This window comes from Planctomycetia bacterium (assembly GCA_015200345.1).
In the GTDB taxonomy this organism is placed as follows: Bacteria; Planctomycetota; Phycisphaerae; order UBA1845; family UTPLA1; genus PLA3.
Genome location: CP054187.1, coordinates 1,185,592 through 1,203,785, shown reverse-complemented (window position 1 = coordinate 1,203,785; position 18,194 = coordinate 1,185,592). Strand labels below are relative to the sequence as shown.

The 18,194-nt window shown below is 64.0% G+C and carries 16 protein-coding genes; 14 read left to right on the top strand and 2 right to left on the bottom strand.

Going from position 1 to position 18,194, the window contains the following annotated elements; translation table 11 throughout:
- Positions 1-63: 63 nt before the first annotated feature.
- Positions 64-1,572 carry an IS21 family transposase gene (locus tag HRU71_05090; protein ID QOJ02901.1) on the bottom strand — a complete coding sequence of 503 codons (1,509 nt, stop codon included), beginning with the start codon at positions 1,570-1,572 and terminating at the stop codon, positions 64-66.
- A gap of 131 nt (positions 1,573-1,703) precedes the next feature.
- Here HRU71_05090 and HRU71_05085 point away from each other — a divergent pair, with 131 nt between their 5' ends.
- A complete protein-coding gene (locus HRU71_05085) occupies positions 1,704-2,045 on the top strand; it encodes a peroxidase (protein ID QOJ02900.1) in 342 nt (113 codons plus the stop codon).
- Positions 2,046-2,138: 93 nt separating this feature from the next.
- Positions 2,139-2,720: a hypothetical protein gene (locus HRU71_05080; GenBank protein QOJ02899.1), complete on the top strand. Its 582-nt coding sequence runs from the start codon at positions 2,139-2,141 to the stop codon at positions 2,718-2,720.
- Positions 2,721-2,856: 136 nt separating this feature from the next.
- Here HRU71_05080 and HRU71_05075 read toward each other — a convergent pair whose 3' ends face one another.
- Positions 2,857-3,318, bottom strand: coding sequence for a hypothetical protein (locus HRU71_05075; GenBank protein QOJ02898.1), 462 nt, complete (start codon positions 3,316-3,318; stop codon positions 2,857-2,859).
- Between the two features lie 639 nt (positions 3,319-3,957).
- On the opposite strand from HRU71_05075, the gene HRU71_05070 reads away from it, so the two are divergent.
- The 12 genes from HRU71_05070 (at position 3,958) to HRU71_05015 (ending at position 18,171) form a co-directional block, all read left to right on the top strand.
- Positions 3,958-4,197, top strand: coding sequence for a hypothetical protein (locus HRU71_05070; protein QOJ02897.1), 240 nt, complete (start codon positions 3,958-3,960; stop codon positions 4,195-4,197).
- A gap of 26 nt (positions 4,198-4,223) precedes the next feature.
- On the top strand, positions 4,224-4,712 hold the full coding sequence (locus tag HRU71_05065; GenBank protein ID QOJ02896.1) for a DUF2924 domain-containing protein: 489 nt from the start codon (positions 4,224-4,226) through the stop codon (positions 4,710-4,712).
- Positions 4,709-6,298 carry a recombinase family protein gene (locus HRU71_05060; GenBank protein ID QOJ02895.1) on the top strand — a complete coding sequence of 530 codons (1,590 nt, stop codon included), beginning with the start codon at positions 4,709-4,711 and terminating at the stop codon, positions 6,296-6,298. Before HRU71_05065 ends, HRU71_05060 begins: the two co-directional genes overlap by 4 nt.
- Positions 6,295-6,690, top strand: a complete 396-nt coding sequence (locus tag HRU71_05055) for a hypothetical protein (GenBank protein QOJ02894.1) — start codon at positions 6,295-6,297, stop codon at positions 6,688-6,690. Before HRU71_05060 ends, HRU71_05055 begins: the two co-directional genes overlap by 4 nt.
- 343 nt (positions 6,691-7,033) lie before the next feature.
- On the top strand, positions 7,034-8,674 hold the full coding sequence (locus HRU71_05050; GenBank protein ID QOJ04922.1) for an SAM-dependent DNA methyltransferase: 1,641 nt from the start codon (positions 7,034-7,036) through the stop codon (positions 8,672-8,674).
- A gap of 1,364 nt (positions 8,675-10,038) precedes the next feature.
- A complete protein-coding gene (locus HRU71_05045) occupies positions 10,039-11,520 on the top strand; it encodes a restriction endonuclease subunit S (protein ID QOJ02893.1) in 1,482 nt (493 codons plus the stop codon).
- Positions 11,521-11,523: 3 nt separating this feature from the next.
- Positions 11,524-14,628: a type I restriction endonuclease subunit R gene (locus HRU71_05040; protein QOJ02892.1), complete on the top strand. Its 3,105-nt coding sequence runs from the start codon at positions 11,524-11,526 to the stop codon at positions 14,626-14,628.
- A gap of 27 nt (positions 14,629-14,655) precedes the next feature.
- A complete protein-coding gene (locus HRU71_05035) occupies positions 14,656-15,018 on the top strand; it encodes a helix-turn-helix transcriptional regulator (GenBank protein ID QOJ02891.1) in 363 nt (120 codons plus the stop codon).
- A gap of 38 nt (positions 15,019-15,056) precedes the next feature.
- Positions 15,057-15,914: an ImmA/IrrE family metallo-endopeptidase gene (locus tag HRU71_05030; GenBank protein ID QOJ02890.1), complete on the top strand. Its 858-nt coding sequence runs from the start codon at positions 15,057-15,059 to the stop codon at positions 15,912-15,914.
- A 95-nt stretch (positions 15,915-16,009) separates the two neighbouring features.
- Positions 16,010-16,405 (top strand): transposase, encoded by a 396-nt coding sequence (locus HRU71_05025; protein ID QOJ02889.1) that lies wholly within the window; start codon positions 16,010-16,012, stop codon positions 16,403-16,405.
- A gap of 339 nt (positions 16,406-16,744) precedes the next feature.
- A complete protein-coding gene (locus HRU71_05020; GenBank protein ID QOJ02888.1) occupies positions 16,745-17,329 on the top strand; it encodes a hypothetical protein in 585 nt (194 codons plus the stop codon).
- Entirely contained in the window at positions 17,326-18,171 is an 846-nt protein-coding gene (locus HRU71_05015) for an ATP-binding protein (GenBank protein QOJ02887.1), read from the top strand. The genes HRU71_05020 and HRU71_05015 overlap by 4 nt, the downstream gene beginning before the upstream one ends.
- The last annotated feature ends 23 nt before the right edge of the window (positions 18,172-18,194 follow it).

Genomic DNA, 18,194 nt, shown 5'->3' with positions numbered 1-18,194 from the left:
CTGCGGATGATCGGGTGACGGTCGATGAACTCGAATTGTTCCTGCCAGGGCGCGCGCGCTTAATCAACTCGCGCGAAACCGCGGGCGATAGGCCCCGTGAGTCTGGGCGATCTCACAAGCTTGTTCGATGGCGTCGTAGGAATGTCGGTTGGCCAGGGCCGTGACGCCGACCAGGACGCGTATACCCTGGATGCCGCGCTCGGCCAGCATGGATTCGGCCCACCGCGCTGCATGCGGGCCGATGCGTCCAATCTTTTTCAGGAGCCACTCCGCGCCGCGTTCTACTCCGGCGATCTTCTCGGTGACGATGTGCTTGGACTGCGTACTGAACCGGCCCGCTTCATGCCGGGCATGAATGGCGATCTGCTGGAGTCGGTCATTGAAGATACGGACCACCCGGCCATCCCAACGCGCCCAGACCGTGCGGCCGACGTACTCCGGCGGCGCCGAGTAGTAGGCCTTGTCGACTTCGACATGGCCGTCGCGGTGAACTTGGCGCTGGGCCTCATGGAAGAAGGGGAATCTCTCAACAGGCAATGGCAACAGCGCCGATCGTTCGACTTCTTCGAAGAGCCTGCCCACCTGCTTCTTCGTCGTGCCGTGGATGCGGGTGTCGGCGACGCCGGCCTCCCACTCCAACAGGTATTCGTTCTGTTCCTGGAGGCTGGTGAAGGTGCGCCCTTTGAGGCCGTTGTCCTTCACATAGCCGATTCCCCGCTCGGTCTTGCCCTTGTGCCGCGGGGTGTAGGGCTTGGTGGGCAGGATCACCGAGCCGTAGTGCCGGCAGAAGGCCTCGATCTTGGGGTTGATCTCCGGGTCGAACCAGTCGGCTTGGTTTACGGCGGCCTTCAAGTTGTCGATGACCAACGTCTTGGGCGCGCCGCCGAAGTGATGAAAGGCGTTCTCGATGCAGCGGATGAACTCTTCGGTGGTCTGTCGATAGACGACCTCGCTGTAGGCCTTTCGGGAGTGGCTCAGCAGGACGCGGAGGACATGGGTCTTGCGACGCCGTGTCTTGCCATTCGGCTGACTCAGATCGACCGGCACGATCACCGGCGCGCCGGTGCCGAAGTCGATCTGGGCCTCGGCGCCCGGCTCGCACTCCATCCGCCGGAACGGCAACGGCCGCGCTGTCCGCAGGCGACGCACAAACCGCTGAACCGACTGGTAGCTCTCGGCGAAGCCATGATCAGTTCGAAGGTCCTGCCAGATCCGCTGCGCCGTCAGGCCCCGCTTCAGGGCCTCCATGATCGCGGCGCGATAGGGGTCACAATGACTGCGGCGCCCCGCCGACCCGGCAATCGAAATGGCCGGTTTTGCCGGATCACACCCGGGGATCGAAATCAGGGAATCCGCCGCGCCCTCCGGCGGCGCCGGTCCCGATGCCGGCCCGCCCCGCGCCAGGCCCACATACCGGGCGACGGTCTCGCGGTGGACACCCATCTCCCGGGCGATCCGCCGATACGACCAGCCGTGCTCGGCCAGCCTGATGATTGCGTGCTGTTCGGCCATCTTGAGTTGGTTCGCCATCAATGCTCTCCTGCAGCCAGACCCTGGCTGGGAGAACTTCAAGACGAACCGACAACTCCTCAAAGTGGCCGGTTTTCAAGTGATAATCACTGGACGGTTTTGACTGATAGCTGACACTTCAGCGAGTTCTGATCGCCACTGTTGTATCGAAGGTGAATGGCTGCTTGTACTGAATGGAGAGCCACGAGGCGGACCTCCGTGCCGAGGTCCAAGATGGCAAAGTGGTGAGCACGATTCAAGAGGATTATCGCCAGGCGAAACTCGCCCCCGCGACGCGTGCAATGCTTGATTACGCCGTGAAGCTGACGAAGACGCCCAACGACATGTGTTCAGATGATATTGAAGCGTTGCTCCGTGTTGGATTCCGGGATGAAGATGTGGTCGACATCGTTCAGATGGCTTCCTATTTCAACTACATCAATCGTGTACTGGATGGTCTTGGCGCCGAGCCGGATCCCGGGATGCGCTTTCTCCCAAAGGCCGGAACGCGACGGGAAAGCGCCAGCGAGCGCTAACACTCTTCAGCCCGCTTGGCCCTGTAGAACAGAGCTTCGAAGAGGTTTTGAACGGCTAACGCTTCTACTTTTTTCCGCCCACGGAGAAACCACATGCGAACAGCATTCTTCGCCATTGCGTTGCTGCTTTACATCCAAGTGGTCGGTTGCGTTGGCGTCGCTCGGAACACTCCGGCCTCGCGCGAAGCCGAGCAAACGCAAGTCGAAACCTCCTCCCCGGCATCACCCGATTCAGCCGATCTCTTGATGCTATACGAGCAGGACCAGGCCGATCGAACGGGAAACCCGACCGACGGGGTCACCATGTACCAGCGCGACGTACAACGTCGGGTGAGTGTGCGTAAACTGCTGGATGAGGGCGCAGTACGCACAGGTGCGGATTATTACCATGCGGCGCTGGTGTTTCAGCACGCCGATGACGTCGAAGGAATCCAACTCGCTCACGAGCTTGCTATCATTGCAGCAGTGTTAGGCAACCGGGAAGCAAGGTGGCTCGCGGCGGCCAGCTACGATCGCCTGATGATGGACCTTGGGCGATATCAGCGATTCGGAACACAGTTCCAATCCGCTAACGGCGAGATGATGCATCTGGTTCCAATCGATCGGCCGGGCGTGACCGACGCGATGCGCGCTGCGTTGGATTGCCCAACCCTTAAAGAAGCCCAGCAGCGCTAGACCGCGCTCGAAGTGCTCAGGCCGAGGCGTATCCCAAAGGGTATCGCGGTTAACTCGAAATGATGCCCGGTCTGCATCAGATTCGCGCAAGGCATTGAGCAACTAGGCGGACCGATGGATGGATCAGGGGGGCGGCTCACCCCAACCGTTCCAACGAGTCCATCCATCGCTGAACATCGCTCCGAAAATACCTGACAGCTCCGTTGCGTCCGCGTCCAACAGCGACGGGCTCGATCCCCGCTGCCTGAAGCCAACGACGAACAGACGTACTGCTCGCATCCCACTCTTTCGCCAGAGTCTTTGCGCTCACCAGTTGAAATCTCGACTTGACGTCGCCGCCATCGGTGCTAATAGTCTGCTGATGAACCCGTGCGTTCGGCATGACGCGCTCCTGGATGTTGAAAACGCCGCGGTCCAAGGAATCGAATCGTCGCACGCGGCTGAAGCATAGGAAAAGTATACGATTGCAGAGCACGAAGCGCAATGGCGATACTGCAACAGTGGGCTTGACGGCGTAATCAGGGGTGACCAAAATGAGGCCCAAATCGATGCGAAACATGTGCTGCGTGCAGTGCATGCATCGAATGTAGAACACCATGCAACGTCTTGATTTTGCTATAGGTTGCGGCGGATTCGTGAGTTAGCGATTTCGCAGCATATCTCTCTCATAACCCGGAGGTCGCTGGTTCGAGTCCAGCCCCCGCTATTGCCCGGGTCGTCTAGAAACTGGACGACCCACCCGTTAGAAGTGAACGCCCCGACCGCAAGGTCGGGGCGTTTGCGTTTCCGGGCCGCGTTTTGCCGAGTCTCTCGACATGCCCCACCGCGCGAAGTCTCACCGACTTGCGCCGTGAGACTCACGGGGCGCGGCATCTGGCCAGCGGGGACGCGTCCAAACCCAAAAACTCTCAGAGTCTCTGCGTCTCACCCGGCACGCCGTTATAGCCGTGACCCGACAGCTCGTGGGTCGGCAACACATGGCGAGTTCGGCAGGGGCGACGGCGATTTCGAACGCAAACGCGGTTGGTGTGATGCCGACGCCTCGGCTCGCTTCGCGTGGGCGTTCCAGCGAGCGTGCTGGCGAAGGTGCCACACGAATCGAAAACAGTTGTGCGTTCACATGCCCAGTGCGGACAGCCCGCCTCCGCGTGGCGTATGTAGCCGGGGAGAAGACATGCCTTGCCTTCTCGCCCCCACGCCACCTCAATCGTCCGACGACGAGCCGGGAGCACCGCAGATGGTTGCCAATGACGACGACGCCAATCTTTCCGCCGACCAGCGCCGCCGCGAAGTGATCTCCATCCTCGCGACGGGCGCGATGCGATGGCACCGCCGCGCCAAGGCGACTGGCCTTGTTGTTGGCGCGGTTGCGGCGACCCCCGACACCCCGAAGTCGGAGCATCAAGAAGAAGCGGACATCGAACTTGAACTGGGCGAGGAAGCCGGCCTCAGTGTGTCTGACCGTACCGCGCGTTAGCGGTGCGGGCATCTGGAGACTTGCCCATGACGACCACCGTTTCGAAGGACCTCGCGGCGCTGGAAAAGATGACGATCGGCGAACTGCACGATCGCTACGCCGAGCTCTTCGGCGAGCGGATTCAGAGCCGCCATCGCATCTACCTCGTCCGCCGCATCGCGTGGCGCATCCAGGCCAACGCCGAAGGTGGCTTGTCCGAACGAGCCCGTGTCCGAGCGGCCCAACTCGCCAACCCGACCGACGTGCGGCGTACGCCACCCAAGTGGGCCACGCTCGGGGAGGCCCCCAAGGACGCCAAGAAGGTCGCCCTCGCCGCCACGGCGGACCCACGGCTACCACCCGCGGGAACGGCGATCGTCCGGGACTACCGGGGCCGGACGGTGCGGGTCGTGGTGCTGACGGACGGGTTCGAGTTCGAGGGTGAGCTCTACCGCTCCCTGTCGGCGATCGCCAAAGCGGTCACCGGATCGCACATCAACGGATTCCGGTTCTTCAACCTGGAGGGCCGTCGATGAGCAGAGGCACCCAGAACGGAAAGCACGCCGCCACTCCGCCTCCGCAATGTCGCTGCGCGATCTACACCCGAAAGTCGAGCGAGGAGGGGCTCAAGCAGGAGTTCAACTCCCTCGACGCCCAGCGTGAGGCGGCGGAGGCGTACATCGCCAGCCAGCGGAACGAGGGATGGTCGGCGCTTCCCGATCGATACGACGACGGCGGATTCTCCGGCGGTAACGTCGATCGGCCCGGCCTCAAGAGCCTGATGGCCGACATCGAGGCGGGCAAGATCGACTGCGTGGTGGTCTACAAGGTGGACCGTCTGTCCCGGTCGCTGATGGACTTCGCGCGCCTCATGGAGGTCTTTGATCGCCACAAGGTTTCGTTCGTCTCGGTTACCCAGCACTTCAACACGACCCACTCGATGGGCCGGCTCACGCTCAACATCCTCCTGTCGTTCGCCCAGTTCGAGCGTGAGATCATCGGCGAGCGCATCCGGGACAAGATCGCGGCGGCGAAGAAGCGGGGCAAATGGGGCGGCGGTCCGCCGCCGTTCGGGTACGACGTCGACCGCTCGAACGGAAGCCCACGCCTCGTCGTCAACCCGGCTGAGGCGTCGCGGGTTCGCCACATCTTTGAGCGGTACCTTGAACTCGGGTCGTTGCTGTCGGTCGGTGAAGATCTCTGCAAACGCGGCTGGAAGACCAAATCGTGGCGAACGAAGGCTGGGGTGATTCGTGGCGGCGTGGAATGGGACCGGCACTCGGTGTACTGCACGCTGACGAATCCGATCTACATGGGCAAGGTGGTCCACAAGGGCGAGACGTACCAGGGGCAGCACGAGGCCATAGTTGAGGAGGAGACGTTCCGGCGTGCGCACGTGCTGATGCAGAAGAACTCACGGACCCGCGGCAACGAACTGAGAAACCAGTTCGGGGCGCTGCTGCGCAAACTGCTGTACTGCAAGGGGTGCGGCAGCGCGATGGTCCACACCTTTACCCGGCGTGGGAACAAGGCGTATCGGTACTACGTCTGCTGCAACGCCATCAAGAAGGGCCGCGCTCGTTGCCAGAGTGGTTCGCTGCCCGCCCTTGAGATCGAGAAGGCGGTCGTCGAACAGATCCGGTGCGTCGGCCAGGACCAGAGCGTTCTGGAGGAGACGCTCTCGGCATCGCGGGCTCAAGCAGACGCGGCCATCGAGCAGTTGGACGCCGAGCTGCGCATCGTCAACCGTGGTCTGGGGCGCAATCACGCCGAGATCCGCCACCTGGCAACCACCGAGCCAGCGTCCTCCGCGTCCGCGGGCCGCATCACCGACCTCAACGACCAGATCCGCGAGGCGGAGCGGCGGGCCAGCGAGATTGGGGCCGCCGTAGAACGCCACCGAGCGGAAGTGCTCTCAGCCGAAGACCTCCACGCGGCGTTTGCCGACTTCGACAACGTCTGGACCGCGCTCGCGCCCCGAGAGCAGGTCAGGATGCTCCAGTTGCTGATCAACAAGGTCGTCTTCGACGCCCTCGACAGCAGCATCGAGGTGTCGTTCTACCCGTCGGGCGTGAAGGCGCTGGCGGGCGGGGCAGCAGAAGGACCGGAGGCCCAGGCATGATCACCGTCAAGACGAAGGTCTTCTTCAACCGCGCCGCCCACGGGCGCAAGACGATTGACACGAAGCCCGCCGCGCGAGTAGCCGTGGACCCCGGCCGCGTGCCGCGTATCTCGCGCCTGATGGCGCTGGCGATCCACTTCGACGAGATGATCCGCGCCGGGAAGGTCGCCAACATCTCCGAGATCGCCCGCCTGACGCACGTCACCCAGCCGCGGATCACGCAGTTGATGAATCTCTGCCACCTCGCGCCGGACATTCAGGAGGAGATTCTGTTCCTGCCGCTGGTGATGAGTGGGCGCGATCCCATCCACGAGCACATGCTGCGCGACGTGGCCTGCGTGATGGACTGGATGGAGCAACGGCGGCGATGGGGATCGCTGCCGCGCCGCTGACAACTACTTCTTCTTGTTGTCGTAGCGACCCGTGTCGCCGTTCCCCTTCTTGGGCATGACCTCGACTGACGACCCTCGGGGGTTGGCCTTGGCCTGTTCGACAGACTTCAGGCGGCCCGTCTCGTTGTCCCGACCGATCTTGAATCCCTTGGCCCCCCCAACTTCGACATGGCGTCTACGCCAGACCGACGCGGGCTGTCGGATCGACCCTGATCCGCTGGCATTGACCCGCCGGTTATGATACTCTGTCCACGTTCACTGAACATGGACGGAGTACACAATGGCCAAGCGGACCGCGAAGAAGCCGAAGGACGAAGCCCCGCAGAACGGGACGGCACAGCTCATGAAGGAACTGTGGCAGGCCGCCGTCAACCTGCGCGGCTCGATCGAGCCCGCCGACTATAAGCGGTACGTCTTGCCCATCATCTTTCTCCGGTTCCTCTCGCTGCGCTATGAGCGCCGCCGCGAGGAACTCGAGGGATTGCTCGCGGACCCGAAGAGCGATTACTTCACCAAGGACGCGAAGGCCCGCGCCCGCATTCTGGCCGACGCGGACGAGTATCGCGCCGCGGGTGCTTTTATCGTCCCCGAAAAATCCCGCTGGTCTTACATCCTCCAGCACGCCCAGGCGGACACAATCAAGAGCATCCTCGACGACGCCCTCGAACTTCTGGAGAAGACCTACCCCGACAAACTCCGCGGCCTGCTACCCCGCATCTACGCCGGCTCGAACCTCGACCGCGAGGGTGTCACCGGCCTGATCAACCTGTTTTCGAAGGACATCTTCAAGCAGGACCACGGCGGCGAAGACCTGGTCGGCCGCGTCTACGAGTACTTCATCGGCGAGTTCGCCAACAGCGAGGGCAAGCGCGGCGGCGAGTACTTCACGCCCGTCTCGATTGTCCGCACGCTCGTCGCCATGCTCGAGCCGACCGACGGCGTCGTGTACGACCCCTGCTGCGGCGCGGGCGGCATGTTCGTGCAGTCGGACGTGTTCACGAAGCACTCGGGCCGCCTGTCGTTCATCGGCCAGGAAAGCAAGGACTTCACGTACCGGCTGTGCCGGATGAACCTCTTCATCCACGGCATCGACGGCAACATCCAACTCGGCAGTTCGTACTTCAACGATCTGCACGCCGATACGAAGGCCGACTACGTCATCGCCAATCCCCCCTTCAACGACGGCGCGAAGGGCGAGGATGGCTGGGGCGCTCACCGCATCACGAGCAAGGACCCACGGCTGGACTTCGCCAAGCGTGCCGGCGCGAACGGCCACCCCCCCAGCGCCCAAGGGGCGGGCCAGCCCATGCCTCTCTCGCCGCGCAACGCCAACACCATGTGGATGATGCACTTCCTGCATCACCTCCGCGACCCTGATGGAAAGAAGCACGCCGGCGGCACCGCCGGATTCGTGATGGCCACGGGCGAACTCTCCAACAGCGAGACCGCGCGCCTCGAAGTCCGCAAGGCCCTCGTCGAGCACGGCTACGTGGACTGCATCGTGCAGCTCACAGGCCAACTCTTCGCCAACACGCAGATCCCGTGCTGCCTCTGGTTCCTGTCCAAGAACCGGGGCGGGGGCCTTGGCTTCCGCGCCCGCACCAACGAAGTCCTCTTCATCGACGGCCGCAAACTCGGCACGCTCATCCCCGGCTCGCGCAAGCAGAAGCAACTGTCGGCGGAGGAGGTCGAGAAGATCGCATCCGTCTACCGCGAGTTCAAGCGGAAGGGCACGCCCGCGGAGGTTGCGGGCTTCTGCAAGGCCGCGACGCTGGAGGAAATCCGCGAGCACAACTACGCGCTGACGCCGGGGCGCTACGTCGGCGCGGCCGAGAGCGATGATCCGGATGAGCCGTTCGAGGACCGCTTTCCGCACCTGGCGGCGACGCTGGATGAGCAGTTCAAGCAGTCGGCCGCGCTGGAGAAGCAGATCCGGGCGAGCCTGGCCGAGGTGGCGGCGGCTATGGGGGCCACGGCCAAATGAACGTGAAAGGAATACTTACAAGTTGGGCTGGCGAGCAACGCTTCGGAAACTCCGAACAGTTCGCGCGGGTCGGAATCGAACTCTCCGGAAACACCGGATGGTTCGCGCCGGCCTCCCGGCAGTTCTCCGGTATCTCCGGATACCCGCCACTGGCCCCCGCCGCGCAGGTTCTGCCTCGTGGGGGTCATCCCCGCCACGCGACAAGGCAGTCGGCGGACGCGACGGACGAGTTGTCGCGTCCGCCGGGTCAGTTGTCGCGTCGTCCGAGTCAGTTGTCGCGTCGTCCGGGCGGGCTGGCGGGGCTGACGGATGAGTCGGCGGGTCGTCCGGGCCATCCGGCGGGGCCGCCGGGTGAGTTGGCGGGTCGTCCGGGCCGCCTGTCGCGTCGTCCGGGTGAGTCGGACGGTCGTCCGAGTGAGCCGGACGGTCCCGGCGCGGCGCGCCGCCCCCCCACGGCGGCACGCCGGGAGGGAATGCACGGCGCACGGAGGCCCGGGGCGGCGCGCGGGAAGGGATTGGACGGTCCCCGGAGGGGATTGGACGGCCCACGGGAGCACGGGCTTTGCGCACTGGCCCGCGCGGTCTTCGTCCCGGAGGGACGACGGGGTGCCCCCCCACGCCACGGGTGGAGCATCGCCCGCGCGGTCTTCGTCCCGGAGGGACGACGGGATGTAGCCACGGGTGGAGCATCGCGCAGCGATGCGGAACCCGTGGACGGGACGCGCGGAGATATCTCCTGCCCCGGAGGGGCAGAGGGATGTTCGCCCGCGCGGGAGGGGCGCGATCCCGTGAACGGACGATTCCTCCGCCCCTGCCGGGGCGGCCCCCGCACACACGACGCTCTCCACGGGTTGCGCGACGGTCAAAGCACCGTCGCTCCACCCGTGGCGACAGCCCTGACCCCTCCGGGGTCGAAGACGACGGAACCGCCCGCGCGGTCTTCGTCCCGGAGGGACGATGGGGTGTAGCCACGGGTGGAGCATCGCGCAGCGATGCGGAACCCGTGGACGGGACGCGCGCGGATGGGTTCTGCCCCGGAGGGGCAGAGGGATGTTCGCCCGCGCGGGAGGGGCGCGATCCTGTGAACGGACGATTCCTCCGCCCCTGCCGGGGCGGCCCCACGCACGACGCTCTCCACGGGTTGCGCGACGGTCAAAGCACCGTCGCTCCACCCGTGGCGACAGCCCTTGACCCCTCCGGGGTCGAGAGGCGCGGAGACGCGCGGCGGGTGTTTGCTGCGGCCCGCGCGATCGGCGCTCGCGCCCGCGCGGGTGATGTTCTATTCCGAGCCGGGGAGGTGCCGGCGGGGCGGCCCCCACACACGCCCCTCGGGCATCAGCGCACCTGCGGATCGGAGGTGCGGCGTGGGTGAGCGAACGAACAACGGAAAGGCATCAACGGGCGAAGCCTTTGTCGGGACCTTCCGGATTCAGCAGTTGATCGACGCGGGCGTTCTCGCGGTCGGCGACGGATACCGCGCAAAGAACGCCGAGTTGGCGTCGCACGGCATCCCGTTCGCAAGAGCCGGAAACATTGACGGCGGTTTCCTGTTCAACGACGCCGACCGTTTCCCCGAGGCCGACTTGCACAAGGTTGGAGACAAGATCAGCCGCCCCGGTGACGTGGTGTTTACGTCGAAAGGCACGGTCGGCAGATTCGCCTATGTGCTGCCCGAAACACCCCGATTTGTGTTCGCGCCCCAACTCTGCTATTGGCGTTCGCTCGACCCGAACGTCATCGACTCTCGCTTCCTGCTTTACTGGATGCACGGCTCGGAGTTCTGGGAGCAAGCCGATTCGGTCAAGGGCCAGACCGACATGGCGGACTACGTCAGTCTGACCGATCAACGGCGCATGTGGATCACCCTTCCCCCTCTCCCCGAGCAACGCGCCATCGCGCGGGTGCTGGGGGGGCTGGATGACAAGATCGAGTTGAATCGGCGGATGAACCGGACGCTGGAGGAGTTGGCGCGCGGGGTCTTCCGGTCGTGGTTCATCGACTTTGACCCGGTCCTGCGGCGGGCGGGCGGCGCGGGCGGGCGGGGCCTCAAGGGCGGGGCGGCGGGCACGCCGGGCGCCGGGACGCCCCACGCCGGCGGCCTCCCCCATCACCCCGCCCTCTGGCCCACCCGCCTCACCGATTCCCCCCTCGGCCCGATCCCGGAGGGGTGGAGGGTGGGGACGGTGGGCGAGATCGGTACCAACCCGCGCCGCGGCGTGTTGCCTTCCGAGGTGGCCGCGACCACGCCCTACGTCGGGCTGGAACACATGCCCCGCCGGAGCATCGCGCTGGACGATTGGGGAACGGCGGCGGACGTGTCGAGCGGCAAGTCCCGCTTCGCGCGCGGTGAAATCCTCTTCGGCAAGTTGCGTCCGTACTTCCACAAGGTCGGCGTGGCCCTGATCGACGGCGTGTGCTCGACGGACGTGATCGTCGCGGCTCCGAAGAAGGAATGCTGGTTCGGCGTGCTGCTCGGCCACCTCTCCTCCGATGAGTTCATCGACTACGTGGACGGCGCATCGGGTGGCACGCGGATGCCCCGGACGAGTTGGGGCGACATGGCCCGCTATCAGATCGTGATCCCGCCGGAGCCGGTCGCGGCTTCTTACTCGGTGTGGATGCGGCAGGTGGCTGACATGCTGCGCATCCAGGCGCACGAGTCACGCGCGCTCGCCGCGCTGCGCGATGCGCTCCTGCCGCAACTGCTCTCGGGCGAGATTCGTTTGCGTGAGGCCGAGCGGGCCGTGGATGATGCGCTCCAAACCACCAGTCCGCCGCCCCGCGCGGGTGGGAACGGTTCGCCGCGCAGCGGGAAGGTCGCGGGCACCGTGAAAGGAAGGGCGTGACGCATGGGCTGGCACGGCTCCGAATCCGAGTTCGAGTACACCACCATCGAGCGGCTCAAGGCCCTGGGCTATGTCCATGTGCACGGCTCCGAACTGCTCGCTGCACGCGGGGGCGATGAGGCCGAGGTGGTGCTCAAGGACCATCTGCGCGCGTTCCTGACGCGACGGTACGGGCGGACAATCACCCGCCCCGATGGGCTGCCGGAGGCGGCCATCGAGTTGGCCATCGCCAAGTTCGCCCGGCCCGAGGGTGTGGACACACTCCGCCGCAACGCCGCGCTGCACGCCATGCTGCGCGGTGGCGTGGAGATTGCCGTCGAAGAACCGGCGGCAGACGGGAAGCCCGCGGGTAAACGCATCGCGCACGTCTACGCGGTGGACTGGGAGACACCGGAGAACAACGAGTTCCTGGTCGTGAACCAGTTGCCCGTCCACGGGCCAAGTGGGAACGATCGTCGGCCCGATGTCATCGTGTACGTGAACGGGCTGCCGCTGGTCCTGTTCGAGCTCAAGAACCCGTACGACGACCAGCCCACGGTGGCGGACGCGATTAACCAGATCGGACACTACCGCCACGAGATCCCGCAACTCTTTGACCACAACGCGCTGTGCATCGCCTCTGACGGCGTGACCACGCTGCACGGGATGTGGACCGCCAGCGAAGAGTGGTACGCGCCGTGGAAGAGCATTGATGGCACAAGCGTCGAGCGCGGCACCACCGGGAGCATGAAGACGCTGGTCGAGGGGCTGCTGCCCAAGGACCGGCTCTTGGCGTACATCCGCGACTTCATCGTCTTCGAAACTGTTGGAGCCGCCGGGGGCAAGATCATCAAGAAGGGCGGCAAGTATCACCAGTTCTTCGCGGTGCGGATCGGGGCGAGGAAGATCCTGGAGTCGGTCGCGGCGGGCAGCGCGGACAAGCGGCTGGGCGTCATCTGGCACACCACCGGCTCGGGGAAGTCGCTGTCGATGTGCTTCCTGGTGGGGATGCTGCGGCGGGAGGCCGTGCTGAACAACCCGACCTTCGTGATTCAGGTCGATCGGACGGACCTGGACCAGCAACTGCACGACCAGTTCGTTTCGGCCCGCTCGCTGGTGGGCGACGTCAAGCACGCCAAGAGCGTCGAAGATCTTCGCGGGCTGCTCCAGACACAGGGCGGCGAGGTGATCTTCACCACCATCGAGAAGTTCGCGCTGCGTGAGGGCGAGGCCGAGCATCCGGTGCTCTCGACGCGAGACAACGTGATCGTGATCGCCGATGAGGCGCACCGGAGCCAGTACGGGTTCACCAAGGGCTTTGCACGCTGGCTCGGGGCGGCGCTGCCCAATGCGCGGCGGCTGGGGTTCACCGGCACGCCTGTCTCCTTCAGCGGGGCCGACACCGTTGAGGTCTTCGGTGACCTGGTCCACGTCTACGACATCCGCCAGAGCCAGGATGACAAGGCGACGGTGCCGATCTTCTACGAGCCACGGCAGATCAAGCTTCATTTGAACAAGACGGATGTGGATGGGGCACTGGCGGAGATTGTCGAAGATGCGGAGGGGGGGGCGATTGACGAGTTGGAGAGAAAGAAGGGCCAATGGGCCGCGCTGGCCAAGGCGGCGGGCGCAAAGGACCGCATCGACCAACTCGCGGCGGATTTGCTCGCACACTTCAAGGACCGGACGGCCACGCTCAAGGGCAAGGCGATGGTCGTCTGCATGACCCGCGAGAACTGCGTGCGGCTGTACGATGCGCTCAAGGCGCTGCCGGGGTGCCCCGAGATCAAGGTCGTGATGACCGGCGACCTGGGCAAGGACCCGGAGGCGTGGAGCAAGGCCGGGCACCTGACGACCAAACAGCAGCGCGAAGCAATCAAGAAGCGGATGATCGACGCGGACGATCCGCTGTCAATGGTGATCGTCTGCGATATGTGGTTGACGGGCACGGATATCCCATGCCTGCACACGCTGTACGTGGACAAGCCCATGAAGGGGCACACGATGATTCAGGCGATTTCGCGTGTGAACCGCGTGTTCAGCGACAAGCCGCACGGGCTGATCGTGGACTACATCGGCATCGGCGATGAGTTGCGGGCGGCGACCGCGAAGTACTCAGCGGGTGGAGAAGATCACGGGAAGCCCGCAGGCGGGCTGGATGAAGACGCCCGGCCGCTGTTCGTGGCGTCGCTGGCCGAGGTGCGGTCTTTCCTCCCCGAAGGCGTGAACTACGGCGACTGGCGGCGGCTCTCGCCGATCGCGCTAGAGGACCGCTACGCGGCGGTCTACGGGCATCTGACCAGCGACGATGACCTGCGGGACCACTTCTTGGACGCCGAGCTGAGGCTGACGAGCGCATTCCTGCTCGTTAAACACCTGGATGACTGCCGCGCCAGTGCCGACGAGGTTATCTTCTATCAGCGGGTGCGCAAGCAACTCCTCAAGACGATCCGCGGGCGTGGCCCTACCAGAGACATCGAGAAGGCGGTGCGGGACCTGGTGGATGACACCGTCGAGAGCGAGGACGTGGTTGACATCTTTAAGGCCGCGGGGATCACGCGGGCCGACATCTCGATCCTCGACGACAACTTCCTTCAGACGTTTAAGGACCGGCCGCTGCCGGATCTTCGGCTCAAGTTGCTCGAAAAACTGCTCGCTGACGAGATCCACATGCGGGCCAAGAAGAACTTGGCCAAGGCGAAGACGTTCCGTGAACTACTCGAAGCGACGCTCCAGAAGTACCACAACCGGCTCATCGACGCGGCGGCGGTCATCCGCGCCATGATCGAGATCAAGAAGGACATGGAGGCCTCGGATCAGCGGGCCGGGCAGTTGGGCTTGGCGGAGGATGAGCTTGCCTTCTATGACGCGGTCGCCATCAACTACGAGAACGTCTACGGCGTGGACTTCCTGAAGGGCCTGATCCACGACGTTGTGCAGAGCATCAAGCGAAACCTGAAGGTGGATTGGACCGAGCCGCATCGGGAGGACGTGAAGGCCGCAGTGAGAGCGGCGGTGCGGCGTGTTCTGACGAAACAGGGCGTGAAGGCTGAAGACTTTGATCGGCTGATGCCCGTGCTGATGGCACAGGCGGAGGCGTTGTACGCGGAGTGGCCGATCGCGGCCTGAGGAGTGATTTGTGAACGGACGCCAGACATGAGCAAGAAACAACCAGCCTTTGGCGAGCTCATCCGCGAGAAGCGGCTCGCGAAGGGTCACAGCCTGCGGAAGTTCGCGGAGCTCATCGACGTGAGTCCAACCTATCTCTCGCTCGTCGAGCAGGGAAAGGTGGAAAGCCCTCCGACCGCCGAGCGGGTGCGTCGGATGGCGGAGGTCCTCGGAGAGAACCCAGATGAGCTGATGTCATTGGCCGGCCGGATGCCTGAGGATCTTCGCGGAATCATCCAGAGCGAGCCGGAAGAGATGCCTCAGTTGTTGCGGGCGGCAAAGGGTTTGACGGCAGACCAGTTGAAGGCGCTGTCGGCGCAGGCCAAGAGGATGCAGAAAGAGGAGCAATGATGGGGCGACCGCCTGCCAAGACCGAACGCGTGCCGTGGTTGCGCGATGAGAACATCGAGGCCGAGGCCGAGACGCTCTTTGCGCTGTGGCAGAAGGACCACGGCGAGGTCTCTGAACCCCCGGTTCCCGTCGATGAGATGATCAAGCTGCAGCTCAACCTGCGGTATGAACTAGATGACCTGCAGAAGCGATTCGGTCACAGCGATGTGCTGGGTGCGATCTGGTTCAAGGAGCAGCTCATCCGAGTTGACCGGAGCCTTGATCCCGTCGAGCATCCGCGCATGCTGGGACGCTACCGGTTCACGCTCGCCCATGAGATCGGCCACTGGCAGCTTCACCGGAAGGTCTTTCTCCGCGACGAGACACAGATGTCTCTGACATCCGCATCGGATGCGCCCGCTTTCGTGTGCCGCTCGACCGATCAAGCGCGTGAAGAGGTGCAGGCGAACATGTTCGCGGCGTACCTGCTCATGCCGCGTGACCTCGTTCGCCGTGCGTGGATCAAGTGGCGTCGCGCCGATGACGTGGTGTGTGTGCTTGACCTTGACGCGCCAACGTCCTCCGGAGGTGTGAAGGCACAGCAGGACGCTGCTGTCAGCTATCAGTCAAAACCGTCCAGTGATTATCACTTGAAAACCGGCCACTTTGAGGAGTTGTCGGTTCGTCTTGAAGTTCTCCCAGCCGGGGTCTGGCTGCAGGAGAGCATTGATGGCGAACCAACTCAAGATGGCCGAACAGCACGCAATCATCAGGCTGGCCGAGCACGGCTGGTCGTATCGGCGGATCGCCCGGGAGATGGGTGTCCACCGCGAGACCGTCGCCCGGTATGTGGGCCTGGCGCGGGGGCGGGCCGGCATCGGGACCGGCGCCGCCGGAGGGCGCGGCGGATTCCCTGATTTCGATCCCCGGGTGTGATCCGGCAAAACCGGCCATTTCGATTGCCGGGTCGGCGGGGACGCCGCAGTCATTGTGACCCTATCGCGCCGCGATCATGGAGGCCCTGAAGCGGGGCCTGACGGCGCAGCGGATCTGGCAGGACCTTCGAACTGATCATGGCTTCGCCGAGAGCTACCAGTCGGTTCAGCGGTTTGTGCGTCGCCTGCGGACAGCGCGGCCGTTGCCGTTCCGGCGGATGGAGTGCGAGCCGGGCGCCGAGGCCCAGATCGACTTCGGCACCGGCGCGGTGATCGTGCCGGTCGATCTGAGTCAGCCGAATGGCAAGACACGGCGTCGCAAGACCCATGTCCTCCGCGTCCTGCTGAGCCACTCCCGAAAGGCCTACAGCGAGGTCGTCTATCGACAGACCACCGAAGAGTTCATCCGCTGCATCGAGAACGCCTTTCATCACTTCGGCGCGCGCCCAAGACGTTGGTCATCGACAACTTGAAGGCCGCCGTAAACCAACCGACTGGTTCGACCGGAGATCAACCCCAAGATCGAGGCCTTCTGCCGGCACTACGGCTCGGTGATCCTGCCCACCAAGCCCCTACACCCCGCGGCACAAGGGCAAGACCGAGCGGGGAATCGGCTATGTGAAGGACAACGGCCTCAAAGGGCGCACCTTCACCAGCCTCCGAGGAACAGAACGAATACCTGTTGGAGTGGGAGGCCGGCGTCGCCGACACCCGCATCCACGGCACGACGAAGAAGCAGGTGGGCAGGCTCTTCGAAGAAGTCGAACGATCGGCGCTGTTGCCATTGCCTGTTGAGAGATTCCCCTTCTTCCATGAGGCCCAGCGCCCAAGTTCACCGCGACGGCCATGTCGAAGTCGACAAGGCCTACTACTCGGCGCCGCCGGAGTACGTCAGCCGCACGGTCTGGGCGCGTTGGGATGGCCGGGTGGTCCGTATCTTCAATGACCGACTCCAGCAGATCGCCATTCATGCCCGGCATGAAGCGGGCCGGTTCAGTACGCAGTCCAAGCACATCGTCACCGAGAAGATCGCCGGAGTAGAACGCGGCGCGGAGTGGCTCCTGAAAAAGATTGGACGCATCGGCCCGCATGCAGCGCGGTGGGCCGAATCCATGCTGGCCGAGCGCGGCATCCAGGGTATACGCGTCCTGGTCGGCGTCACGGCCCTGGCCAACCGACATTCCTACGACGCCATCGAACAAGCTTGTGAGATCGCCCAGACTCACGGGGCCTATCGCCTGCGAGCCCTGCGCGAGTTGATTAAGCGCGCGGCGCCCAAGCAGGAACAATTCGAGTTCATCGACCGTCACCCGATCATCCGCAGCATCAGCGAATACGGCCGGATCGTGCACGCCTGTCTTCAACATCAACCTCTGATCAAGGAACTTTGCCCATGAATGAAGCGTTGCAAACCGCATTGAAGAAGTTACGCCTCTCGGGCTTGACGCCCTCCCTGGACGTCCGCCTCCAAGAAGCGATGGCGAACCACCTGTCTCACGCCGAATTCCTCGAACTGGTCCTTCAGGATGAACTGGCTGTCCGACAGGATCGCCTCATCAAGCGCCGCACCAAGGCCGCCGCCTTCCGCGAGCCCAAGACCCTGGAAGACTTTGATTGGCAATTCAATCCCGCCATTAGGAAGAAGCAGATCTTCGACCTGGCCGCGTGCAAGTTCATCCGCGAGGCCAAGGACGTCCTCATCCTCGGTCCGCCGGGTACGGGAAAAAGTCATCTGGTGCAGGCCATCGGCTATCAGGCCATCAAGGCCGGCTTCTACGTCCTGTACCACTCCATCTTCGACGTGGTCCGTGACTTCCTCCACGACGAGGCCTTCGCCGCCGAGGACAAGACCCTGGCGAAATACTTGAAACCGGACCTGCTCATCGTCGACGACATGGGCATGAAGCAACTCCCCAAGCGAAGCGGGGAATATCTGTTCGAGATCATCATGCGCCGATACGAAAACCACTCCACCATCATGACATCCAACCGGCCGCTGGAGGATTGGGGTAAGCTGATCGGGGATGTTCCCTCTGCTACCGCCATCCTCGACCGCTTCCTGCACCACGCCGAGATCATCACCATCACCGGCCGCAGTTACCGCCTCAAAGACCGGGCCGTGAAGGATGAAAAGGCCGATGGCGAGCCCGCCCCGAAGGACGGCGCCGACAGTGAAGGCGACCGAGGACGGAGCCTGAACCGTTCGAAAAAGAAGGATGAAGAAAATAACACGGCTTGATCAAAGCCCCTGAAGTGAGGTAT

What these genes read in the sequence shown, in the direction of transcription:
- HRU71_05085 (QOJ02900.1), top strand. Translation starts at nt 1,704, where the DNA reads ATGGAGAGCCACGAGGCGGACCTCCGTGCCGAGGTCCAAGATGGCAAA.
- HRU71_05080 (QOJ02899.1), top strand. Translation starts at nt 2,139, where the DNA reads ATGCGAACAGCATTCTTCGCCATTGCGTTGCTGCTTTACATCCAAGTG.
- HRU71_05075 (QOJ02898.1), bottom strand. Translation starts at nt 3,318, where the DNA reads ATGGTGTTCTACATTCGATGCATGCACTGCACGCAGCACATGTTTCGC.
- HRU71_05070 (QOJ02897.1), top strand. Translation starts at nt 3,958, where the DNA reads ATGGTTGCCAATGACGACGACGCCAATCTTTCCGCCGACCAGCGCCGC.
- HRU71_05065 (QOJ02896.1), top strand. Translation starts at nt 4,224, where the DNA reads ATGACGACCACCGTTTCGAAGGACCTCGCGGCGCTGGAAAAGATGACG.
- HRU71_05060 (QOJ02895.1), top strand. Translation starts at nt 4,709, where the DNA reads ATGAGCAGAGGCACCCAGAACGGAAAGCACGCCGCCACTCCGCCTCCG.
- HRU71_05055 (QOJ02894.1), top strand. Translation starts at nt 6,295, where the DNA reads ATGATCACCGTCAAGACGAAGGTCTTCTTCAACCGCGCCGCCCACGGG.
- HRU71_05050 (QOJ04922.1), top strand. Translation starts at nt 7,034, where the DNA reads ATGAAGGAACTGTGGCAGGCCGCCGTCAACCTGCGCGGCTCGATCGAG.
- HRU71_05040 (QOJ02892.1), top strand. Translation starts at nt 11,524, where the DNA reads ATGGGCTGGCACGGCTCCGAATCCGAGTTCGAGTACACCACCATCGAG.
- HRU71_05035 (QOJ02891.1), top strand. Translation starts at nt 14,656, where the DNA reads ATGAGCAAGAAACAACCAGCCTTTGGCGAGCTCATCCGCGAGAAGCGG.
- HRU71_05025 (QOJ02889.1), top strand. Translation starts at nt 16,010, where the DNA reads ATGGAGGCCCTGAAGCGGGGCCTGACGGCGCAGCGGATCTGGCAGGAC.
- HRU71_05020 (QOJ02888.1), top strand. Translation starts at nt 16,745, where the DNA reads ATGAGGCCCAGCGCCCAAGTTCACCGCGACGGCCATGTCGAAGTCGAC.
- HRU71_05015 (QOJ02887.1), top strand. Translation starts at nt 17,326, where the DNA reads ATGAATGAAGCGTTGCAAACCGCATTGAAGAAGTTACGCCTCTCGGGC.